This is a genomic window from Streptomyces sp. NPDC030814 (assembly GCF_055572155.1).
On record NZ_JBVIDX010000012.1, the window covers coordinates 195,348 to 215,288 of the forward strand.

The 19,941-nt window shown below is 70.8% G+C and carries 22 protein-coding genes; 10 read left to right on the forward strand and 12 right to left on the reverse strand.

Annotation, left to right across the window (positions count from 1 at the left end; all coding sequences use genetic code 11):
- Positions 1–8: 8 nt before the first annotated feature.
- The 7 genes from ACZ43N_RS25375 to ACZ43N_RS25405 all read left to right on the forward strand — a co-directional run bounded on the left by ACZ43N_RS25375 (position 9) and on the right by ACZ43N_RS25405 (position 4,669).
- Positions 9–386: a gas vesicle protein K gene (locus ACZ43N_RS25375; protein ID WP_468100590.1), complete on the forward strand. Its 378-nt coding sequence runs from the start codon at positions 9–11 to the stop codon at positions 384–386.
- Between the two features lie 48 nt (positions 387–434).
- Positions 435–914 (forward strand): nucleoside deaminase, encoded by a 480-nt coding sequence (locus tag ACZ43N_RS25380; protein ID WP_468100591.1) that lies wholly within the window; start codon positions 435–437, stop codon positions 912–914.
- Entirely contained in the window at positions 907–1,905 is a 999-nt protein-coding gene (locus ACZ43N_RS25385) for an isopenicillin N synthase family dioxygenase (RefSeq protein ID WP_468100593.1), read from the forward strand. The genes ACZ43N_RS25380 and ACZ43N_RS25385 overlap by 8 nt, the downstream gene beginning before the upstream one ends.
- A 92-nt stretch (positions 1,906–1,997) precedes the next feature.
- A complete protein-coding gene (locus ACZ43N_RS25390) occupies positions 1,998–2,840 on the forward strand; it encodes a hypothetical protein (protein WP_468100595.1) in 843 nt (280 codons plus the stop codon).
- Positions 2,837–3,211: a GntR family transcriptional regulator gene (locus tag ACZ43N_RS25395; RefSeq protein WP_468100596.1), complete on the forward strand. Its 375-nt coding sequence runs from the start codon at positions 2,837–2,839 to the stop codon at positions 3,209–3,211. Before ACZ43N_RS25390 ends, ACZ43N_RS25395 begins: the two co-directional genes overlap by 4 nt.
- Before the next feature lie 175 nt (positions 3,212–3,386).
- The gene (locus ACZ43N_RS25400) at positions 3,387–3,683 is read left to right on the forward strand and encodes a DUF397 domain-containing protein (protein ID WP_468100598.1); all 297 of its coding nucleotides are present in this window, start codon (positions 3,387–3,389) and stop codon (positions 3,681–3,683) included.
- A gap of 74 nt (positions 3,684–3,757) precedes the next feature.
- On the forward strand, positions 3,758–4,669 hold the full coding sequence (locus ACZ43N_RS25405) for a hypothetical protein (RefSeq protein WP_468100600.1): 912 nt from the start codon (positions 3,758–3,760) through the stop codon (positions 4,667–4,669).
- Positions 4,670–4,908: 239 nt separating this feature from the next.
- Here the strand turns inward: ACZ43N_RS25405 and ACZ43N_RS25410 are convergent, their stop codons facing one another.
- The 10 genes from ACZ43N_RS25410 to ACZ43N_RS25455 form a co-directional block, all read right to left on the reverse strand.
- The gene (locus ACZ43N_RS25410) at positions 4,909–6,000 is read right to left on the reverse strand and encodes a CU044_5270 family protein (RefSeq protein WP_468100602.1); all 1,092 of its coding nucleotides are present in this window, start codon (positions 5,998–6,000) and stop codon (positions 4,909–4,911) included.
- Entirely contained in the window at positions 5,997–6,626 is a 630-nt protein-coding gene (locus ACZ43N_RS25415; RefSeq protein WP_468100604.1) for an RNA polymerase sigma factor, read from the reverse strand. The genes ACZ43N_RS25410 and ACZ43N_RS25415 overlap by 4 nt, the downstream gene beginning before the upstream one ends.
- 100 nt (positions 6,627–6,726) lie before the next feature.
- Entirely contained in the window at positions 6,727–7,818 is a 1,092-nt protein-coding gene (gene ccsB / locus ACZ43N_RS25420) for a c-type cytochrome biogenesis protein CcsB (protein WP_468100605.1), read from the reverse strand.
- Positions 7,815–9,518: a cytochrome c biogenesis protein ResB gene (resB, locus tag ACZ43N_RS25425; RefSeq protein WP_468100607.1), complete on the reverse strand. Its 1,704-nt coding sequence runs from the start codon at positions 9,516–9,518 to the stop codon at positions 7,815–7,817. Before resB ends, ccsB begins: the two co-directional genes overlap by 4 nt.
- Before the next feature lie 4 nt (positions 9,519–9,522).
- Positions 9,523–10,320, reverse strand: coding sequence for a cytochrome c biogenesis CcdA family protein (locus ACZ43N_RS25430; protein WP_468100608.1), 798 nt, complete (start codon positions 10,318–10,320; stop codon positions 9,523–9,525).
- A gap of 1 nt (position 10,321) precedes the next feature.
- Positions 10,322–10,924: a TlpA family protein disulfide reductase gene (locus ACZ43N_RS25435; protein WP_468100610.1), complete on the reverse strand. Its 603-nt coding sequence runs from the start codon at positions 10,922–10,924 to the stop codon at positions 10,322–10,324.
- A 76-nt stretch (positions 10,925–11,000) separates the two neighbouring features.
- Positions 11,001–12,272 carry a polysaccharide deacetylase family protein gene (locus ACZ43N_RS25440; protein ID WP_468100612.1) on the reverse strand — a complete coding sequence of 424 codons (1,272 nt, stop codon included), beginning with the start codon at positions 12,270–12,272 and terminating at the stop codon, positions 11,001–11,003.
- Positions 12,273–12,771: 499 nt separating this feature from the next.
- Positions 12,772–13,446 carry a histidine phosphatase family protein gene (locus ACZ43N_RS25445; protein ID WP_468100614.1) on the reverse strand — a complete coding sequence of 225 codons (675 nt, stop codon included), beginning with the start codon at positions 13,444–13,446 and terminating at the stop codon, positions 12,772–12,774.
- Entirely contained in the window at positions 13,443–14,762 is a 1,320-nt protein-coding gene (hemL, locus tag ACZ43N_RS25450) for a glutamate-1-semialdehyde 2,1-aminomutase (RefSeq protein ID WP_468100615.1), read from the reverse strand. Before hemL ends, ACZ43N_RS25445 begins: the two co-directional genes overlap by 4 nt.
- A gap of 922 nt (positions 14,763–15,684) precedes the next feature.
- A complete protein-coding gene (locus ACZ43N_RS25455) occupies positions 15,685–16,092 on the reverse strand; it encodes a hypothetical protein (RefSeq protein WP_468100616.1) in 408 nt (135 codons plus the stop codon).
- A gap of 117 nt (positions 16,093–16,209) precedes the next feature.
- Here ACZ43N_RS25455 and ACZ43N_RS25460 point away from each other — a divergent pair, with 117 nt between their 5' ends.
- A complete protein-coding gene (locus tag ACZ43N_RS25460) occupies positions 16,210–16,647 on the forward strand; it encodes a hypothetical protein (RefSeq protein WP_003974483.1) in 438 nt (145 codons plus the stop codon).
- A gap of 141 nt (positions 16,648–16,788) precedes the next feature.
- Here the strand turns inward: ACZ43N_RS25460 and ACZ43N_RS25465 are convergent, their stop codons facing one another.
- Both ACZ43N_RS25465 and ACZ43N_RS25470 read right to left on the reverse strand, forming a co-directional pair.
- A complete protein-coding gene (locus tag ACZ43N_RS25465) occupies positions 16,789–17,550 on the reverse strand; it encodes a DUF2382 domain-containing protein (RefSeq protein ID WP_468100617.1) in 762 nt (253 codons plus the stop codon).
- 55 nt (positions 17,551–17,605) lie between these two features.
- Entirely contained in the window at positions 17,606–18,073 is a 468-nt protein-coding gene (locus tag ACZ43N_RS25470; protein WP_468100618.1) for an SPW repeat protein, read from the reverse strand.
- A 565-nt stretch (positions 18,074–18,638) separates the two neighbouring features.
- Here ACZ43N_RS25470 and ACZ43N_RS25475 point away from each other — a divergent pair.
- Together ACZ43N_RS25475 and ACZ43N_RS25480 are read left to right on the forward strand one after the other, a co-directional pair.
- Positions 18,639–19,331, forward strand: coding sequence for a hypothetical protein (locus tag ACZ43N_RS25475; protein ID WP_468100620.1), 693 nt, complete (start codon positions 18,639–18,641; stop codon positions 19,329–19,331).
- Between the two features lie 108 nt (positions 19,332–19,439).
- Entirely contained in the window at positions 19,440–19,835 is a 396-nt protein-coding gene (locus tag ACZ43N_RS25480) for a TOBE domain-containing protein (protein WP_468100622.1), read from the forward strand.
- The last annotated feature ends 106 nt before the right edge of the window (positions 19,836–19,941 follow it).

A 19,941-nucleotide genomic window follows, 5' to 3' on the forward strand; every position in this document is an offset into this window, starting at 1 on the left:
GTCCGCCCATGGACCGGCTCCGGGAGGTGGCGGAGGCCGCGCGGCGCGCGTTCTCGCTGCTTCCCGCGCGGCCGGACGAGATCGCCCCGCCACCGCTCTCCCGCGGCGGGGCGGTCGCCCACCGGCTGCGGACCGATCCGGACACGGTGGAGCGGGACCTCGTCAAGCTGGTGCTCACCATCGTCGAACTGCTGCGACAGCTGATGGAACGCCAGGCCCTCCACCGGGTCGACCAGGGTGGTCTGACCGAGGAACAGGAGGAACGCCTCGGCATGACGCTGATGGTCCTGCACGACCGCATGCGAGAACTCTGCGACCGCTACGGCCTCACCCTGGACGAGCTCAACCTGGACCTCGGTCCCCTGGGCACCCTGCTCCCGCCGTAATCCCCCTCCGCACAGGTGGGCCCGCCGTTTCGCGGGCAGAGTGAGGTCATGGCTGAGGAGACGACGGCGGGGGACCACCAGCATCGGGCGTCGGCGCGGGCGTGGCTCGCCACCGCCGTGGCGGAGGCGCGGGCCGGTCTGGCCGAGGGCGGCATCCCCATCGGCGCCGCGCTCTACGGCCCGGACGGAACCGTCCTCGGGCGGGGGCACAACCGCCGGGTCCAGGACGACGACCCCTCCATGCACGCGGAGACGGCCGCGTTCCGCGCGGCGGGCCGGCAGCGGACGTATCGCGGAACGACGATGGTGACGACGCTGTCGCCGTGCTGGTACTGCTCCGGTCTGGTACGGCAGTTCGGCATCTCGCGGGTGGTGATCGGCGAGGCGGTGACCTTCCACGGCGGTCACGACTGGCTGGCGGAGCACGGCGTGGAGGTCGTGCTGCTGGACGACGCGGAGTGCGTGGCCCTGATGCGTGACTTCATCGAGAAGAACCCGGCTCTGTGGAACGAGGACATCGGTGAGTAGATCGGAGAGCAGATCGGTGAGTGGCCCGGGCACCCCCCGTATCCCGACCATCGACCTGGTCCCCTGGTTCAACGGCGACGAGGAGGCCCGTGCCCGTATCGCGCGGACCGTCGACGAGGCGCTCCAGAGCGCCGGCTTCCTGCTGGTGACCGGCCACGGGGTGGACCCGGCGCTCCGGGCACGCGTCCGGGAGGCCGCGCGGGCGTTCTTCACGCTGCCGGCGGAGCGGAAGAGGGCGTACGAGGTGAAGGTGGGCGGCAGGGGATGGCTGGGTCCGGGGGCCGAGGCGAACGGCTACTCGGAGGGGACCGAGACCCCGCCGGACCTGAAGGAGTCGCTGACGTTCGCGACGCATGAGCCGTTCGAGGACCCGGTGGTCAACGCCGAGTGGTACCAGCCGAACGTCTGGCCGGCGGAGGTGCCGGAGCTGCGGCCGCTCTGCGAGGAGTACCTGGCGCGGATGGGCGAGCTGGAGCGGCATCTGCTCACCCTGCTGGGCGACGCGCTCGGCCTCGAACCGGACTTCTTCGCCCGGCACATGAGCCGTCCGACCTACGGCTTCAACATCAACTGGTACCCGGGCCGGGACGTCCTGGGCGACCCCGCGCCCGGCCAGTTCCGGATCGGACCGCACACCGACTTCGGCACGGTCACGATCCTCGACCGGCAGGCCGGCAGGGGCGGGCTCCAGGTGTACACCGACGAGGGCGGCTGGGAGGACGCACCGTACGACCCGGCAGCCTTCACCATCAACATCGGCGACCTGATGGCCCGTTGGACGGGTGACCGCTGGCGTTCCGGCCGTCATCGCGTGCTGCCGCCACCGGCCGACGAGCCCGCGGAGGAGCTGATGTCGCTGGTCTACTTCGGCGAGTGCACACCGGGGACGGTCGTCGAGTCGGTCCCCGCCCCGGTCGGCCGTGTCGCCCACCCGCCGGTCGACTCGCACGTCTACCTGAGGGAGAAGCTCGACTCGATCACCGTGGACTGACCGCCATCTTGTATCGAGCATTTGACACAAACACGTGTCCGGGCCATCTTGTATCCACGACTTGGTACAAGATGATCCGGGGGGATCTCCACATGCTCGACAGCGCCCCGCTCCCGTACCGGCTCCTCGAGCACGCCGACCACTACGCCCGCTGGTCCGGGCTGGCCATCGGCATCGTGGTGGCGCAGGCAATCTCCACTCTGGGAGACGTCGAGTTCGAGCAGCGCGTCGTGCTCTGCATCACGGCCTTCGGGCTGTGCGCGGTGGCCGGCGTACTGCTCGCCGACGCGCTGACCCTGCGACCCCAGGAGGCGGTACGGACCGCGAGTCTCGCCCCGCGCCTGGTCAGAGACCATGTGCCGCCGCGCATGGGCCCGCTGATCGCCCTCCAGGGGGTCTCCCTCGTCGCGCTGCTGGTGATCACGGCCGCCACGGCCTCCGTCGACCCCGACCGCGTCTTCAGCACAGGGAAGGTCGTCCACATCACCTGCAACGGGATGCGGGCGAGCCTCGGCCCGTGGCCCGGCCTGTACTACAGCCTCCCGATGTTCGGTGCGCTCGCCATAGCGACCCCCACCTGCGTCTGGGCACTGCGCCGCATCGCCCACGGGCCGGGCGAGGACCAGCAGCGCCGCGATCGCGCGTGGGCGGTCACCGGGGCCTGGGGCCTGCTGGTGTCGAGCCAGCAGCTGTACGCGGTGCTCATGGTCTCCGTCGCGCTGACGGAGACGGGCTGCGCCGGGGCCGTGGGTGTGCTCACCTTCTGGGTGTTCTACCCCCTGGCCCTGCTGAACCTGTTCACCGTCGTCTGGTCCCTGGTCACCGTGGTGGCGCCGAGGGCGGTCGAGGACGAGGCACCGCTCGACGGCGATCTCGCGCACGACGCCGCGACGGCCCTCGACGACGAACCCGCCGAGGGGACGCTTCACCGATGACCGACCCCGCCGTTCGCGTCGACACCACCAGCCAGGTACCGCCGTACGAGCAGATCCGCGCCCAGCTGGCCGCACTGATCCGCACCGGCCGGCTGGCCGAGGGCGAGCGGCTGCCGACCGTACGCCAGCTCGCCGCCGACCTCGACCTGGCACCGGGCACGGTCGCCCGCGCCTACCGCGAACTGGAGGCGGCCGAGCTGATCCGCACCCGCCGGGGCGCGGGCACCCGCGTCGCCGCCCTCCCCGCCGGTCCGCGCACCCACGACGCCGACCAGCTCACCACGCTCGCCCGCGATTTCACCTCGGCCGCACGGGCGCTCGGCGCCGACACGGAGCACATCCTGACCGCCGTACGCGACGCCCTGGCGTGACGGCACGCTAAGGGGTCCTTTCGCCGAGGGCACGGCCTCCTGCGCCTCGAACGCCGCGTAGTCGCCGAAGGTACGGCGGTGGCGCGGACGCCCGGTCTCCTGCGTGTGGCCGCGCTGTGATGTGCTCAGAGCGGACATCCCGTCAGCCCGCGAGTCCGCCGCTCCGATCGGCGACGTGAGGGACGGGTACGAGCGTCATGGACAGGTACGACCTGAGCGCGGCGATCTGGATCAAAAGCAGCCACAGCGGCACCGACGGCGGGTACTGCCTGGAAATGGCGACCTGGGTCAAGAGCAGCCACAGCGGCGGCAACGGCGGCAACGGCGGCAACGGCGGCAACGCATCGAAATCGCCCCCGCCACCCCCGGCGTCGTCCCCGTCCGGGACAGCGAGAACCCCGACGGGCCCGTACTGGTCATCAACCGCTCCGCCTGGCAGCACTTCGTGGACGCCCTTCCGGCACTCTCGTGACCCGAACGAACACTCTTCGCCCTACTCCGAAACAACTGCCCCTGCTCGCACAGCTGTTGATACCCACAGCTGTCATGACGCACGCGAAGGAAGAGCCGTTCGTGGTGTTGGCGGATGCCCGGGGCGCGGACAAGAGCACGGCGCTGCGGGAGCTGCGGGAGGCGTACGAGGGGCGTACCCCCGTCGCGCTGATGGACGGCGAGGAGACACGGTTCGAGCAGCCACCGCCGGGCCGCCCGGCGGAGTCGTGGTCGCCCGTCTACGAGGCGCTGGCGACGATCGCGGAGCAGCTCGCCGCACCGGTGGCCGGGACGGGGCGCGTCGCGTTCCCCCGGCTGGCGTGCGGTCTGCTCGCCGTGGCGGCCGGCGGGTGGAGCGACCGCGAGGTGCCGCGGCTCCGGGAGGAGGCCGAACGGGCGCTGCGGCTGAGCGGCACGGGTGGTCTGCTGGGGAGACCCGCGGGACGGTGGACCGGCAAGGTGGTCACACGGCTGGTGTCGTCCATTGCGATGTCCGGGACGGGGCCCGTGGTGGAGGCGACCGTCGAGGCGGCGCTGGAGGCGTTCAGCGAGGGCATGACGCCGTCGTACCGGCGGCTGCGGAGGGGGGCGGTCTGGTACCGGGACTATCCGTACGCGGCCGGAAACCCCAAGGTGGGTCTGGTCCTGCTGTCCCGGCACTTCAGGGCGTCCGGGGAGGCGCGGGCGCACGCCGAGCGGCATCTCGTACGGGCGTTGCTGGCGGACCTGGGAGACGGGGGCGGTCGGCCGGTGATCCTCATAGACAACGTGCAGGAGACGGCGGGGCTGCGGCTGATGGAGTCGGTACTGCGGGACCGGGCGGCCGGGATAGCCGACCGGGCGGTGTTCTACGCGGGGTTGCGGGGCCGGGAGCATCCGGCGCTGCGGCACGCGACGCGGACGAGTGACTGGATGCCGGGGCGCGCGCCGTCCTCCCGGGCGGTGCTGGTGCCGCTGCCTCAGTGACGGCACTGGGCGCCTCATGACTCGGGGCCGGGTGTTCGATGGCGGGTGCGGGTGAGTGGGGGCCGTTCGCGCAGCCCCCGTGCTTCTGAAAAGCGGCCGGGGATACGCCTCGTGCTTCTCATGGGAAGGGCGGGCCTCAGGCCCGTCCCTTCAGGGGCGCGGGAACGGCTCGAGAAACCACGCCGAACCCGCACCCGCCGAAGCAACCGCACCCCCGAGCTGCAAGGCCCGGCCCCCGATCAAGGACGCTGCCCCGTCCGGTCCACCACCGCCCGTTCCACGATCGCCACCGACGAGACCATGTCCCCCACCCTCAGCGTCTGGCAGTCGTCGTCCGGCGGGTCGACGTTGATCGAGTTGAGGGCCAGGAACGCCGACGTCCGCTCGTCGAAGAGCAGTTCGTGCCGGGAGCGGCCCTGGCCGAAGTCGGGGAACCGTCCCTCGATCCCGACGGACACGCCCGTACGGTCCGCCGTGTCCCGCGCGCCCTCGTACACGGTCAGCCCGGGGATCCGGGCGAGCGCCCGGTACAGCGCGGCCTCCGCCTTCGGCGGCAGCAACTGCGTGGACACCAGCTCGGCGCCCTTCTCGAACGCCTTGCGGTCGGCGGCCTTCTCACCGGCAGGCGGCTCCTTGCCGGCCTTCGCCCCGTACAGGTAGCGGTACATGCCCTCGGCATCGGTCGGCAGCTCGTCCTCCGCCTCCCGGTAGGAGTTGACGAAGCCCTTCATCCGCGGCTGCTCGGCGAGGGACTGCTCCACCTTCACCCCCTCCTCCCGCCCCCGGGACAACCCCACGTGCCGGCCGTCGACCGACCGCCAGGTCTCCCACACCCCGAACGGGTGCCCCTCCAGGGTGCTGGGGCAGTCGGAGACCGCCAGTTCCTCGTCCGCCTTCCAGTGGTAGTCCTCCTGCTTGGTGTACACGAACTGGTCGTCCTCGATCCTGGGCGGCTTCCGCTTCCCGGCGGCCTCGGCGGCCCGCTCCAGCACCTCGGCGGCGCTCCGGTCGCTGGCCGTGCCACCCCACCGGCCGGCCCCTTTGGTCACGGCGGGCAGCGACGGACCGGCGACGTGCTGGGTCACCGCGGCGCCGACGACCACGGCGACCGTCAGGGCGGCGGCGACGGCGGGCGCCGCGAAGGCGGGCCGCCGCCACAGCGGCCGTACGACCGCGGGGCGGGAGCTGTCCACGCCCTCGGTACGGTTCTCGATCTCCCTCATCAGATGCTCCCTCAGGACGCTGTGGCGGCCCGGCGGAAGGTCCCGCTCCACGGCGGACGGGACGTCCCGGGAGGTCGGGATCTCTTGGGGGGACTGGTTGTCGTTCACTGGTTCCCCTCCTGGATGGGCCCGGCCACGGGCGTGTGGCCGCCTTGTGTCTGTCCGCGCCCGGCAGCGGGTTCCCCGGCGAGTGCCGCGGCGAGCTTGGCGCGGGCCCGGGAGAGCCGGGAGCGGACGGTGCCGACGGGAATGCCGAGCGCCTCCGCGGCACCGGCGTAGTCGAGGCCGCCCCAGGCGCACAGCGCGAGCACCTCGCGCTCGGGCCGCCGCAGCCGGTCCACCGCCGTACGCACCGCCCGCAGATACGCCGTGTCGTCGAGCTTCCCGGCCACCTCGTCGGCGAAGTCCCGCACGGACTCGGGCCTCGGCAGCCGGGCGACGGCGGCGGCGTGCCGCCGGGCGGCACGGCGGCTGTTGCGGACCACGTTCGTGGCGATGCCGAGCAGCCAGGGGCGCGGCGAGCCCCCCTCCGCGTCCAGCCGGTCACGCAGCCGCCACGCCTCCAGGAAGGTCAGCGACACGATGTCCTCGGCCGTCGCCCAGTCCCCCGTCAGCCGGAAGGCGTGGTTGTACACGGAACGCGCGTACGCGTCGAAGACCTCGCCGAAGGCCTCCGCGTCCCCGTCCCTGATCCGGGCGCGCAACGCGCTCCGGTCCCCCTGATTCGTCTCCACGTCCTCCCCCTGTCCGCACGCCGAAGGCCGGTTCCCGTGACTCACGTCACGGGAACCGGCCTTCGGTGTACGGCGGTTGTACGGGACGGCTACACGGGGGTCACCCGACGTCGGCGTAGGAGTGCTTGCCGCTGACGAAGATGTTGACGCCGTAGTAGTTGAAGAGCCAGCAGGCGAAGGCGATGAGCGCGATGTACGCGGCCTTGCGGCCCTTCCAGCCGGCGGTGGCGCGGGCGTGCAGATAGCAGGCGTAGGCGACCCACGTGATGAACGACCAGGTCTCCTTGGGGTCCCAGCCCCAGTAGCGGCCCCACGCGTCGCCCGCCCAGATGGCGCCCGCGATGATCGTGAACGTCCACAGCGGGAAGACGGCGGCGTTGACGCGGTACGAGAACTTGTCGAGGGACGCCGAGGCGGGCAGCCGCTCCATGACGGAGGTCGCGAACCGGCCCGGCCGGCCGCCGCTCGCCAGCTTGCTCTCGTAGGAGTCCTTGAACAGGTACAGGATCGTGCCGACCGCGCCCACGTAGAAGACGGCGCCGCAGAAGATGGCGGTCGAGACGTGGATGTACAGCCAGTACGAGTGGAGGGCGGGAACCAACTGGTCGCTGGCGGTGTACAGGACAGTGACGGCGAGACCGAGATCGAGGAGGACCGTGGTGATCAGCGGCAGGCCCAGCCAGCGCACGTTCTTCTTCAACGCGAGCAGCGCGAGGTACACCCCGACGGCCACCGTGGAGAAGGTGATGTTGAACTCGTACATGTTGCCCCACGGCGCCCGCTGCACCGACAGCGCCCGCGCGAGCACACCGGCGGCCTCGACGGCCCACGCCAGCACCGTGAGGGACACGGCGATACGGCCGTAGAGATCGCCCTGTTCGTCCCCGCCGTGGGCGCCGGGCCCGTCCGGGACCTCCCGCGCACCGGCGGCGGCCCGCACGACCACCTTCGGCCGCTCCAGCACGGAGGTGCCCCCGGCCGACTTCACGGTCACCGCGGGCGCGTCCGCCTTCTTCGCCGCGTCGGCCCCGGCGGTGAGCGCGGCGGCCGTCCGGCCCACCTTGCTGCGGCTGCCGAAGAGCCATTCGGCGATGTACGCGAAGAAGGCCAGCGTGTACACGGCCATCGCGGAGTAGATCAGCGTGTTGCTGATGTTCGCGAGATTCTCGTTGGTCGCGGCGGCGAGAGTCACTTCTCAGCCCCTTCGGCAGTGACGACTGGGGGTTCGGAGTCGGATTCGGGGTCGGGCCCGGGGTCGGGCGCGGTGGGAGCCTCGTCGTGGATCACCGCGGCCAGGTCGCCCAGTTCCTCCGGTACCTTCGCGGACTCGCTGCGGCCGAGGCCCGCCATCTCGACCACGGTCACCCCGTCGGCCCCGGCGACCGCACGGACCCACACCCGGCGGCGCTGGATGAACAGGGACCCGGCGAGACCGAGGATCGCGGTGATCGCGCCCGCGAGGGCCCAGCCGCTGCCGGGCTGCTGGGTCACCTGGAAGCCGGCCCACTCCTTGACCCCGTCGAACGTGATGGTGCCCGCCCCGTTCGGCAGGGTCATGGACTCGCCGATCTTCAGGTTCTCCCGCACCTGCGCGCCCTTGGAGTCCCGGAACGCCTTCAGCTTCGACTTGTCGAGCTGGTACACGCTCTGCGGCAGCCCGGCGTTGACGCGCAGATCACCGTGGTACGGCGTCAGGTTCAGCCGCGGGTTCAGCAGCGCGGGGAACTGCGAGACCACCGCCGTGTCCTTGCCGCCGTACGTCGGGAGGAAGAACGCCTGGATACCGAGCTGGTCCCACCTGCCCTTGGCGTCCCGGTAGCCGTCCATCACCTTGATCGCGCCGGTGGAGGTGACATTGGAGTCCAGCGGCAGCAGCGGCACCGCGTCCTCGAAGACGACCTTGCCCCGGCCGTCCCTGATGGTGATGACGGGCGCGTAGCCGTGGCTGACGAGATAGACCTTCGAGTCGTCGATCTCCAGCGGCTTGTTGACCTCGATCCGGGTGGTCTTCTCCTTGCCGTCCGCACCGACGGCGTAGACGACGCTCGCCTCGTAGACCCGCGGGGTGCCCTTGTTGGGCCCGGTGGCCTCGTAGGTGCCGCGGAAGTTCTTGAGGTCGAAGCTGAACGGATTGAGGTCGTCGGCGGAGAAGAGGTTGCCGGACTTGAAGTCGTCGTACTGCGGCAGGACGTTGGAGAAGCCGTCGCCCTCGACGATCAGTTTGTTGCCCTCGGACTTGTAGAGCTGCCCCCAGGCGAAGGCGATGAGCATCACGATCAGCGCGAGGTGGAAGGCCAGGTTGCCGGCCTCCCGGAGGTAGCCCTTCTCGGCGGCGACCGCGTCCCCGGCGACCTGCACGCGGAACCGGCGCCGCTTCAGCGCCTTCAGCGCGACCTCACGGACCTGCTCCGGGGTGGCCTCCGTGCGCCACGTCGCGTACGCCGGCATGCGCGTCAGCCGCTTCGGCGCACCCGGCGGGCGGCCGCGGAGCTGGCCGACGAACTGCCAGGTGCGCGGCACGATGCAGCCGATGAGCGAGATGAACAGCAGGATGTAGATCGCGGAGAACCACACCGAGCTGTAGACGTGGAACAGCCCGAGCTTCTCGTAGATCGGCCCCAGGGTGTCGTGCCGCTTCATGAAGTCGGCGACCCGGGTCTCGTCCTGGCCGCTCTGCGGGATCAGCGAGCCGGGGATCGCCGCCAGCGACAGCATGAAGAGCAGCAGCAGCGCGACCCGCATGGAGGTCAGCTGCCGCCAGAACCAGCGGGCCCAGCCGATCACCCCCAGCTGGGGCACGTTGAGGGCGTCCTCCTGCGGGGCGGTGGACAGCGGCGAACCGACGACGTCGAGTTCGCTGTCGTCGCGCTTGCCGGAGTCGGTCGTCGTCATTGGCTCAGATCCCAGGGGTGAAGCCGGTGGACCAGACCTGCATCTCCTGCACGATGCGGTCCCAGGCACCGGTCAGCATCAGCACTCCGATGGTGATCATCATGCCGCCGCCGATGCGCAGCACCCACGCGTAGTGCCGCTTGACCCAGCCGAAGGCGCCGAGCGCCCTGCGGAAGGCCACCGCGGCGAGCACGAAGGGCAGGCCCAGCCCCAGACAGTACGCCACCATCAGCAGCGCGCCGCGCACGGCGCTGCCCTCCTGCATCGCGAGGACGTTCACGGCGGCGAGGGTCGGGCCGATGCAGGGGACCCAACCTATGCCGAAGAGCGCGCCGAGGACCGGGGCGCCCACCAGGCCGGTGGCCGGCTTGGTGTGGAAGCGGAACTCGCGCTGGGTGAGCCACGGCATGAGCCCCATGAAGAAGAGCCCCATGAAGATCATCAGGCCGCCGAGGACCTTGGCGAGCACGTCCTGGTGTTCCAGCAGGGTCCGGCCGAAGTACCCGAAGAGCGCCCCGCTGGAGACGAACACCGCGGTGAACCCGAGCACGAACAGCCCGGCCCCGGCCGCCATCCGCCCCTTGCGGGCGTCCGCGAGGTCGGTGCCGCCGACGCCGGTGACGTACGACAGATAACCGGGGACGAGGGGCAGGACGCACGGAGAGAAGAAGGAGACGAGGCCGCCGAGCAGGGCGATCGGCAGCGCGAGCAGCAGGGCCCCGCTGGAGACGGTCTCGGTGAGGTCGGCGGCGTTGGTGGTGACGGCGGTGTTCAGCACGGTCGCGGTCGTCGTTCCCGGCACGTCACTTCTCCGCGAGGATCGGCTTGAGCATCTTGCGCAGCGATTCCTCGGTGAGTGGCGACTGAGCCCGCGCCGCGAGCTTCCCCTGTCGGTCCACGACGATCGTCGAGGGGATCAGCTGCGGGTTGAGCGTGCCCTTCTCGAACCGGAGCAGCAGCTTCCCGGTGGGGTCGTACAGGCTCGGGTAGGTGACCTTGAACTCTTCCTCGAAGGCCAGCGCGGGGCGGGTGCTGGTGTCGCGGGTGTTGATGCCGACGAACTGCACGCCCTGACCGGCGAGGTCCTTGGAGACCTTGACGAAGTTGGGCGCCTCCGCGCGGCACGGCGGGCACCACGAGCCCCAGACGTTCAGGACTACGATCTTGCCCTTGTAGGCGGAGGCCACATCGAGTTCACCGCCGTCGATGGTCTTGCCGGCGAGCTTGGGCGCGGTGCCCCGCTCCCCCCTCTTCACGGTCGCGATGCCGTCGGAGCCGGCCACGAAGCCGGTACCGCCGCCACCGCCCTCGATGCCTCCGCCCGAACAGGCGGACAGCACCAGCGCCAGGGCGGCGGCCCCGGCGGAGAGCAAAGCGGCACGACTGCGGCTCGTACGGACACTCATGTGAAAAGTTTCGCATGCCCTTTTCGTCGGCCCGCGGCGGGGTCGAGCAGCCCCTCCGGGCCCGCTTCCGCCGAGGTCAGGCGGTCGAGCCCGCCTTCAGGAACTCCTTCCAGCCCCCTGTCGGCCGCTGCCCCACCCCAAGGGTGCGGAGCTTGGCGAGGACGTCCGGCTTCTGTACGTCCATCCAGTCGACGAACTGCCGGAAGGAGACGATCCGGATGTCCCCGTCCTTGGCCTTCTCCTTCGCCCGGGCGATGTGCTTGAGGGCCTCCTCGACGGCGTCCATGTAGACCCCGCCGTTCCACTCCTCGAAGTGGTTCCCTATGAACAGCGGCGCCCGGTTCGTCTCGTACGCCCGCTGGAACCCGGCCACATACGCGCCGGTGGCCTGGGTGCGGTAGGCCGGGTAGTTGGCGGGCGGGGCCTGGGTGGAGTTCTGGGACTGGTTGAACATGATGTTGTAGTCCATCGACAGGACCTCGAAGCTGCGGCCCGGGAACGGCACGGACTGCAACGGCAGGTCCCAGATGCCCTGCTTCTTCCCCGGCCAGACCTGGAGACCGCCGGACGAGGAGGAGTCGTAGCGCCAGCCGAGCTCGCGGGCGGTGGGCAGCAGGTTCTCCTGCCCGAGCAGACACGGGGTGCGTCCGCCGACTAGTTCCTTCTCGTAGTCGAAGGGCAGGGGGTCGAGGTCGGTCCAGCCGCTGTTCGTCTTCCACTCCGTCACGAACGACTTGGCCTGCTCTATCTCGCTGCGCCACTGCTTGGGCGTCCACTTGGCGACCGAGCCGTAGCCGCCGCAGAAGTGGCCGTTGAAGTGGGTGCCTATCTCGTGGCCGTCGAGCCAGGCCGTGCGCAGGTGCCCCAGCGTCGACTTGATGTGCTCGTCGGTGAGATAGCCGATGTCGGAGGCGCCGGGCGCGTTGTTCGGCGGGAGGTACTTCCGCTTCTTCGACTCGGGCAGGAGATAGATCCCGGAGAGGAAGAACGTCATGTGGGCGTCGTGGTCCCGGCCGGCCTTCAGGAACCGCTCGAACAGGCCGTTCCCGACGTCTCCGGCCCCGTCCCAGGAGAACACCACGAACTGCGGCGGCGTCTCGCCCGGCGCCAACGGCCGGGGCTTGTCCGGCTGGTGGGGCTGCTTGCCGGTACGGGCGGTGGAACCGTCCCCGATCGGCTTCACCTTCTTCTCCGGCTTCCCCCGGCCCTTGCCGCCTCCCCCGGCACCTCCGGAGTCGCCGGCCTCGGTGGGCTTGCCCCCGAATCCCGTACCGCAGCCGGTCAGACCCAGCCCGACGGCGGCCCCCGCCCCGAGCCCGAGCACTCCCCTTCGCGAGATGTGGCGCATCGCGTCCCCCCTGGTTCAGGTCACGCCCTTCCTGGCGTGAAGCACACCGTTTGAGAGGTCAGAGGAATCGCCGGGGTTCCGCCGATGTGGCAGATATTGCAGAGACTTTGACCGAAAACGGTTGTATGCGCCCTCCGTACGCCTTAGGCCGAAGCGCACGCCGGGGGCACACGCGTAGGCACCGGCCCCGAAACGGAACAGCACGCCTCATAGGACTGACGTACGGACCGCGGGGTTCCAGTTGATCAGGAGCAAGGGGCGCGTGACTCGAGGAGACGGCAAGGGGGCGCCGTCGGGGCCGCGGGGAACTGCGCGTTCCTCAGGGACGCGAGGGACGGCGGGTTCCGTTGCGGCCACGGGCGACCGCACGCTTCCAAGGGGCGCGGGGAACTGCGCGACCAGCCACAACGAACCCGCGGCCACCCACCGACCTCAGTCCCCCACCGACCGCAGTCCCCCACCCACCTGAGTCCCCCGGCTGGCTCCCCCAGCGGAGCGCTCACGCTCCGAAGGCCTTGTCCTTCCCCTTCACCGGCTTGGCGCCCGCCAGCAGATGCGGCGGCACGAGATCCCGCGCCGGCTCGCTGTACCCCACCGACACGATCTTGTCGCCCTGGTATGTGAACGTCGTCAGCGACGCGAGCGTGCACTGCCGCCGCCGCGGGTCGTGCCACAGCCGCCGCCGCTCGACGTACGACCGGACGATCCAGATCGGCAGCTGGTGCGAGACGAGCACCGCCTCGTGCCCGCGCGCCGCGTCCTTCGCCGCGTCCAGCGCCCCCATCATCCGGACGACCTGGTCGACATACGGCTCGCCCCACGACGGCTTGAAGGGGTTCACCAGGTGCTTCCAGTTCTCCGGCCGCTTCAGCGCGCCGTCGCCGACGCCGAAGGTCTTGCCCTGGAAGACGTTGTCGGCCTCGATGAGCCGCGCGTCGGTCGCGAGGTCCAGCCCGTGCGCCTTGGCGATCGGCGTGGCCGTCTCCTGCGCCCGCTCCAGCGGGGAGGCGCAGACGTACGTGACGTCGCGGGTGGCCAGGTGCTCGGCGACCCGGTCGGCCATCCGGCGCCCGAGGTCGGAGAGGTGGTACCCGGCGAGCCGCCCGTAGAGGATCCCGTCCGGGTTGGCGACCTCGCCGTGCCGCATCAGGTGGACGACGGTGATGTCACTCATGCTGCTGTGGCCTCCGCTGCCGCTCGCGCCGCCGCCGGAAGGGCGTCGGCGATTCTCTGCACCGCCTGCTCGTCGTGTGCGGTGGACACGAACCACGACTCGAACGACGACGGCGGCAGATAGACGCCCTGCGACAGCATCGAGTGGAAGAAGGCGTTGAACCGGAAGGACTCCTGCGCCTTGGCGTCCTCGTAGTTCCGTACGGGGGTGTCCGTGAAGAACACGGAGAACATGTTGGAGGCGTTCTGCAGCGTGTGCGCGACGCCCTCCTTGGTGAGCGCCTCCGTCACGAGCCCCTGGATCCGCAGGGAGACGGCGTCGACGACCTCGTACGCCGCGTCGTCGAGCAGCCGCAGCTGCGCGAGCCCGGCGGCCGTGGCGACCGGGTTCCCGGAGAGCGTGCCGGCCTGGTAGACGGGCCCGGCGGGCGCCAGGCACGCCATCACGTCGGCCCGGCCGCCGAACGCGGCCGCGGGGAAGCCGCCGCCCATGACCTTGCCGAAGGTCATCAGGTCGGGGACCACCCCGTCGATGCCGTACCAGCCGGCCCTGCTGGTGCGGAAGCCGGTCATGACCTCGTCGGAGATGTACAGGGCCCCGTTCTCGGCGCAGACGTCCTTGAGCCCCTGGTTGAAGCCGGGCAGCGGCGGTACGACGCCCATGTTGCCCGGGGATGCCTCGGTGATCACACAGGCGATCTCGCCGGGGTGGGCGGCGAAGGCCGCGCGTACGGCGTCGAGGTCGTTGTAGGGGAGGACGATCGTGTCGCCGGCCTGGGCACCGGTGACGCCGGGGGTGTCCGGCAGCGCGAAGGTGGCGACCCCCGAGCCGGCCGCGGCGAGCAGCGAGTCGACGTGGCCGTGGTAGCAGCCGGCGAACTTGACCACCTTGGTGCGGCCGGTGAAACCGCGGGCGAGCCGGATCGCGGACATGGTGGCCTCGGTCCCGCTGGAGACGAGCCGCACCTGCTCCAGCGGCCCGACGCGGTCGACCATCTCCTCGGCGAGCGCCACCTCGCCCTCGCCGGGGGTGCCGAACGAGGTGCCGCGCGAGACGGCCTCCTGGACGGCGGCGATGACCTCGGGACGGGAGTGCCCGAGGATCATGGGCCCCCAGGAGCACACGAGGTCGACGTACTCACGGCCGTCGGCGTCGGTGAGGTAGGGACCGGTACCGGACACCATGAACCGGGGCGTACCGCCCACGGCGCGGAAGGCGCGCACGGGAGAGTTCACGCCGCCGGGCGTGACGGCCGCCGCGCGCTCGAAAAGAGTCTGCGAAACTGGGGCTTCGTACGGATAGCTCACACAGGCCATGGTGTCAGAGGCTCCGAAGATCCTGCCGACTGGTGTTTGCGCGCACGTTTCGGCGAGCGGTCGCGGGGGAGGTCACTGACACGATGATCGGGTTGCGCGGCGGGGATCACGTGGCCCAGAAATGCGTTCGGGTGGAGATATGCATCGCGGTGGCGGACTGGGCGAGGGGACCGGTGACCTCGGGCCTCGTCGTGCCCGGCGGGGAAGGCACCGACGCGACGCGGAGGAGACTGCGGAGACCCCACGACAGGAACGAGGCGGGTCCGGCGCGTCCGGGTCGACAGCCGCATCCGGCCCGTCCGGCACCACGTCGGGTGGTAGCGGTGGCGGTACGGGCGGACTGAGCGGACTGCTGGGCGGACTGAGTGGACTGGGTCGACCGGGCGGATCCGGTCGACCGAACGGTTCGACCGGGTCGAGCACGCCGACCGGCACGGGTGCGCCGACCGGCACGGGTACGCCGTCGGACGGCCCCGGCGGTGTGATCGGACCCGGCGCACAGGACGGCCCGAGGGGTCCCGGTGGTCCTGGTGATCTGGGAGGTCCCGCCGGACCGGGTGGCCCGGACGCAGCCGCGGACACCGGATCCACGGGCCCCACAGGACCGGCGAACGGACCCACGGGACCGACGGGCCCCCTGCGCGGTCTCGGTCCGCTCGGTTCCCTGGGAGCGCTGGGCTCCCGGAGGTTGCGCGGCGGACAAGGGCCGCAGGGATCGTCGCAGGGATCACAGGGCGCGCAGCCGGCGTCGGGAGGGCCATCGGCGTCGGACGGCGCCGCGCAGCCGCCGACGCCGTCGGGCCCACCGTCACAGCCCCCACTCGGCAGCCCCCAGCAGCCACCCCGGTCCCCGCACTCACCGCCATCACTCCCCTCACCCCCCACACCTCCCGCACCATCGGCGCCCCAAGGGTCGCCGGGGTCACAGCCCCCGTACGCTCCGCACGGCCAGCAGGGCGTGTACGGTCCGCAGGGTGCGCACGGCACATTCGAGACCCAGGACAGGGCGAACCCGGCCGACGGGTCCGTCGGCATGCCCGGACGGGACGGCACGAACGATCCGCAGCAGGAGGGTTCGCGCTTCTCGCGCCGCCGGCGAGCCGCACGCGGCGGTTCCGATCGTCTTGAGGGCGGTTCCGACCGCGCCGAGAGCGGTCCCGACCGGCCGGAGAGCGGTTCCGACCGCGCCGAGCGCGGGGGTGCCGACCGGATCCAGGGCGGCGGCCCTGAGCGGATCGGGCGGCGCAGCCGTATGGAGGGTATGGACCGTATGGATCGCGCCGAGCATGTGGATCGTGTCAATCGTGACGGAATGGATCAGACGGGCCACACGGACCGGCCTGACGCCGTCGACCGTGAGAGCCGTGCGGCCCGCAGACGCCGTGCCGACCGCCTCGACCAGGTGGTCAACCGGCTCCATACGGCGGGGAGCAGGAATGGTGGTCGGGTGGGGGTGACCTACAAATACTTCGGCGCGCCCGACGGCGCGACCGCGGCCCGCGTCCCGATCTCGATGCGCCCCGAGGAACTCGGCGGCGACGAGCTCGGCATGAACGGCATGTTCACCAAGATCAAGCCGGAGACGATGGCCGCGATGGTGCTGACCGGCATCGAGGGCGTCCCCCTGCACAAGGTCCCGCCGCTGGAGCTGGTCGTCCTGCACCCCGACTACGCGGTCGTGAAGCTGCCGATGACCGTCGTGGACCCGTTGCGCGGCATCGGCGAGGAGGCGGTCGGCGCGGCGGCCTTCATCTGGTCCACGGTCCCGGACCGGGGCGGCCCCCGCGACGCGTTCAACGTGTACCAACTGCTCCACGAGTGGCAGGACTTCAGCCACCGTCTGCACGAGGCGGGGCACCAGCCGTACTGCCTTGTGTGGCCCTGATCCGAGGTTCCGGCGGTTTCGGGCGGGGTTTTCGGACCCCGCCTTTGTCATGGGCCGGAAGCGGTCGGAGAGTGCGTGGGGGCGCGTGCGGCGCCCGGCGAGAGCCGTCGCCTCCCGTCCCGGGCGCCTGGGTGTGCCGTGTCAGCGGCGGGGCGGCTGCTGGCCGCGCTCGTCGGTCCCCTCGGCCTCGATGCGTTCCTTGCGGACCTCACCGGTGACGGTTTCCTCCTCGGTGACCTCATCGGTGGTGAGGCGGACCCGCTCCTTGGGCTCGGTCCTCATCTCCACCACGGGCTCCTCCTCGTGGAGGATGACCTCGTGTTCCGCCTCGGAAATGTCCGGGCCGGCCAGGGCGTCACCGCGGTTCTCCTCGGTGATCGGCTCGCGCTCGACGCGGACCTCTTCGTGGCGTACGGGAACGGTCCGCTGCTGCTCCTCGGTGACGACGTATTTGCGCAGCCGCACGCGGCCGGCCTCGCGGCGTTCGACACCGACGCGCATCTCCTCCTCGGACCGCGTCATCGCGTCATCCGGGGTCGGGGCGGTCCGGCCGGTGCCGGTCTGCGCCCGCTGCCAGGCGGCGTCCCAGTCGATGCCGTAGTACTCGTACAGGCGGTGTTCCTCCTGTACGGAGAGGTGACCACCGGCATCGACGTCGACGTTGGGCGCGTCCTTGACCTTGCCCTTGGCGTACGGCACCTCCAGGTGGTCCTCGACCACGGAGGCCTCGTGGATGGGGACGAAGGACTCGCTGGTGCCGAACAGACCGGTCCTCACGCTGACCCACTCGGGCTCGCCGGTGACGTCGTCGAAGAAAATGTGCCGGGCGTCGCCGATCTTGTTGCCTCTGGTGTCGTAGACCGGGTGGTCCAGCACCGTGGGGATCTGCTCTCGGGTGATCATCTGGGTTCTCCTTCGTTGATACGGTGCATGCCCCCGTTGCGGGAACGGCGTCTGATCAGCGACCGGCGCCCCCGTAGGCGCCCTGGGCGCCGCGTGTGCCGCGGGTGCCGCGTGTGCCGGCTGCCGCGCTGGCGGCAAGGGCAAGCAGCAGGGCGATCGCGCCCGTGATGACGTTGTTGGTGATGGTGCGGGTGGTGTCGACATTGCCTGCCACCACCCACGGCGCGATGATCGTCCATGCGCCCAGGCCGCACGCGGCCCACGCCATGCTGTGTGTCCGGTCGTAGGCACGACCGAAGCCGCCGCTCATCAGCAGCGCATAGCCGATTCCCACGATCAGGTTGTTGATGGCCAGCCGGGAGAAGGTGCCGCCAGGGAACCCCGCGATCCACGGGGAGGCCGCGAGGTAGAGGCCCGTGAGCAGCGCCAGTGCCTCGATGGCTTGCGCCCGTGGGGTCGTCGCGGCGCGCTCGGCCAGCGTGTGGCGCTGGCGCATTTCGACGATGTCCGGGTGGGATTCCATGGTCGACCCGGTGGACCCGGTCGACCCGTAGGTGGGTGATGTCACTGCGATCATCTCCGGTGAGAGCAGCAGGGATGGTGTTCGGCACGTCGGCCACGGGACCAGCGTGGTGTGCAAGCGGGTGGCGGCCTGACCCGCAGGTTGCCGGCACGCCGCACCGGCGGCGTCTCGGTGACCGCCCGTGGGGCGGCGGTCCTGCGGTCCGGGGCTCTCGCAGCCTGTCCGCGGGGAAATCACCCCCTGTCTCGGTGCCTCCGCATACTCCCCTCGACTAACCATCACCCAACGGGCAAAACCGCATAAATCACCTAAAAAGTCGTTCAACAAACAACAAGATCGGTCATCCGACCCCCTGCTGGGGCGGCGGACGACGATGCGGGCCCCCCGCTGTTCCCCCTCACCCGGCTCGACGGAGCTCCGCTCGACGCGGCGGCCGACCCCTCGGTAGTGCCTTTTGGGGAGGTGGCCTTTCGGGGGGTGGCTGGAGAGACAATGTCAGTCAAGTTGCTGGATTCGTAGGGTCGTTGACGCAGCTACCGCCCACGCGTCACGGGGAGCCCCACACATGTTCACTTCCACCGCAGGTCGTCTGACGTCCGCCGCCGTCGCCACGGTGGCCGGCCTCGCCGTACTCGCGCCCGCCGCGCAGGCCGTGGAGCAGGGTCCGGCCGAGCCGATGGCGCCGAGGCTGACCGTCGCCGGGTACACGAAGTACCTCAAGGCGCAGCCCACGCCGGAGGCGAGGAAGGCGCTGAAAAAGTTCCTGGCGCTCAGCAGGGGACAGCAGACCGTCTTCGTGAAGGACCTCCAGGACCGCCGGATCCACAAGGCGCTCCTCGGCAAGGTGGCGGCCCCCGTCGGCAAGCCGGTCACCATCACCGACCCGTACAACAAGGAGGTCCGGTTCGTCACCACGGCCACCTCCAAGGTCGCCAAGGACAAGAGCCGGACAGCGACCGTCAGCTTCACCGTGACCCAGGAGATCTTCCGCATCCCGGTCACCAGCGAGACGCTCACCATCAGCTACCCGACCGCCGGCGAGGGGCCGAAGAAGATCACCGGCAAGGCCCGGGTCACCAACGTCAACGCGGCCATCGCCATCAAGGACAACCCCCGCGTCGACGTCAGGGGCTCCGGCGCGCACACCCTCTGGGTCGCCGTCCCGCAGGTGAAGTCCTTCGGCAAGCCCGTCCACAAGAAGCAGCAGATCCTGCGCGGCGCTCCGGGCTTCCGCGCCCAACTCGCCGACCAGGGCTGACACGGCGGGACGGCTCGGACCGCGGCCCACGCCTCGGCCCCGCCCTCGTCCACGCCTACGCGACATGGAGCATGGGCGCATGCCCTGACCGGCACCTATCTTGACCCCATGCAGTCCTACACGATCGGTCAGGCCGCGCGGTTGCTCGGGGTGAGTCCGGACACCGCGCGGCGGTGGGCGGATGCGGGCCGGGTGGCGACCCGGCGCGACGACAGCGGGCGTCGGCTCATCGACGGCAGGGATCTCGCGGCGTTCTCCGTGGAACTGGCCGCCGACGCCGCCGCCGAGGACGACGCCCCGTACACCTCCGCCCGCAACGCGTTCCCCGGCATCGTCACCGCCGTCAAACTCGGGGATGTGGCCGCGCAGGTGGAGATCCAGGCGGGCCCCCACCGACTGGTCTCCCTGCTGACCCGGGAGGCCGTGGAGGAGCTGGGTCTGGAGGTCGGCATGGAGGCCACCGCCCGCGTGAAGTCCACCAACGTCCACATCGACCGGACCTGAGCCGCCGGGGCATCGTCACCGCCGTCAAACTCGGGGATGTGGCCGCGCAGGTGGAGATCCAGGCGGGCCCCCACCGACTGGTCTCCCTGCTGACCCGGGAGGCCGT

What these genes read in the sequence shown, in the direction of transcription:
- ACZ43N_RS25375 (WP_468100590.1), top strand. Translation starts at nt 9, where the DNA reads ATGGACCGGCTCCGGGAGGTGGCGGAGGCCGCGCGGCGCGCGTTCTCG.
- ACZ43N_RS25380 (WP_468100591.1), top strand. Translation starts at nt 435, where the DNA reads ATGGCTGAGGAGACGACGGCGGGGGACCACCAGCATCGGGCGTCGGCG.
- ACZ43N_RS25390 (WP_468100595.1), top strand. Translation starts at nt 1,998, where the DNA reads ATGCTCGACAGCGCCCCGCTCCCGTACCGGCTCCTCGAGCACGCCGAC.
- ACZ43N_RS25395 (WP_468100596.1), top strand. Translation starts at nt 2,837, where the DNA reads ATGACCGACCCCGCCGTTCGCGTCGACACCACCAGCCAGGTACCGCCG.
- ACZ43N_RS25405 (WP_468100600.1), top strand. Translation starts at nt 3,758, where the DNA reads ATGACGCACGCGAAGGAAGAGCCGTTCGTGGTGTTGGCGGATGCCCGG.
- resB (WP_468100607.1), bottom strand. Translation starts at nt 9,518, where the DNA reads ATGACGACGACCGACTCCGGCAAGCGCGACGACAGCGAACTCGACGTC.
- ACZ43N_RS25435 (WP_468100610.1), bottom strand. Translation starts at nt 10,924, where the DNA reads ATGAGTGTCCGTACGAGCCGCAGTCGTGCCGCTTTGCTCTCCGCCGGG.
- ACZ43N_RS25440 (WP_468100612.1), bottom strand. Translation starts at nt 12,272, where the DNA reads ATGCGCCACATCTCGCGAAGGGGAGTGCTCGGGCTCGGGGCGGGGGCC.
- ACZ43N_RS25445 (WP_468100614.1), bottom strand. Translation starts at nt 13,446, where the DNA reads ATGAGTGACATCACCGTCGTCCACCTGATGCGGCACGGCGAGGTCGCC.
- hemL (WP_468100615.1), bottom strand. Translation starts at nt 14,762, where the DNA reads ATGGCCTGTGTGAGCTATCCGTACGAAGCCCCAGTTTCGCAGACTCTT.
- ACZ43N_RS25465 (WP_468100617.1), bottom strand. Translation starts at nt 17,550, where the DNA reads ATGATCACCCGAGAGCAGATCCCCACGGTGCTGGACCACCCGGTCTAC.
- ACZ43N_RS25470 (WP_468100618.1), bottom strand. Translation starts at nt 18,073, where the DNA reads ATGGAATCCCACCCGGACATCGTCGAAATGCGCCAGCGCCACACGCTG.
- ACZ43N_RS25475 (WP_468100620.1), top strand. Translation starts at nt 18,639, where the DNA reads ATGTTCACTTCCACCGCAGGTCGTCTGACGTCCGCCGCCGTCGCCACG.
- ACZ43N_RS25480 (WP_468100622.1), top strand. Translation starts at nt 19,440, where the DNA reads ATGCAGTCCTACACGATCGGTCAGGCCGCGCGGTTGCTCGGGGTGAGT.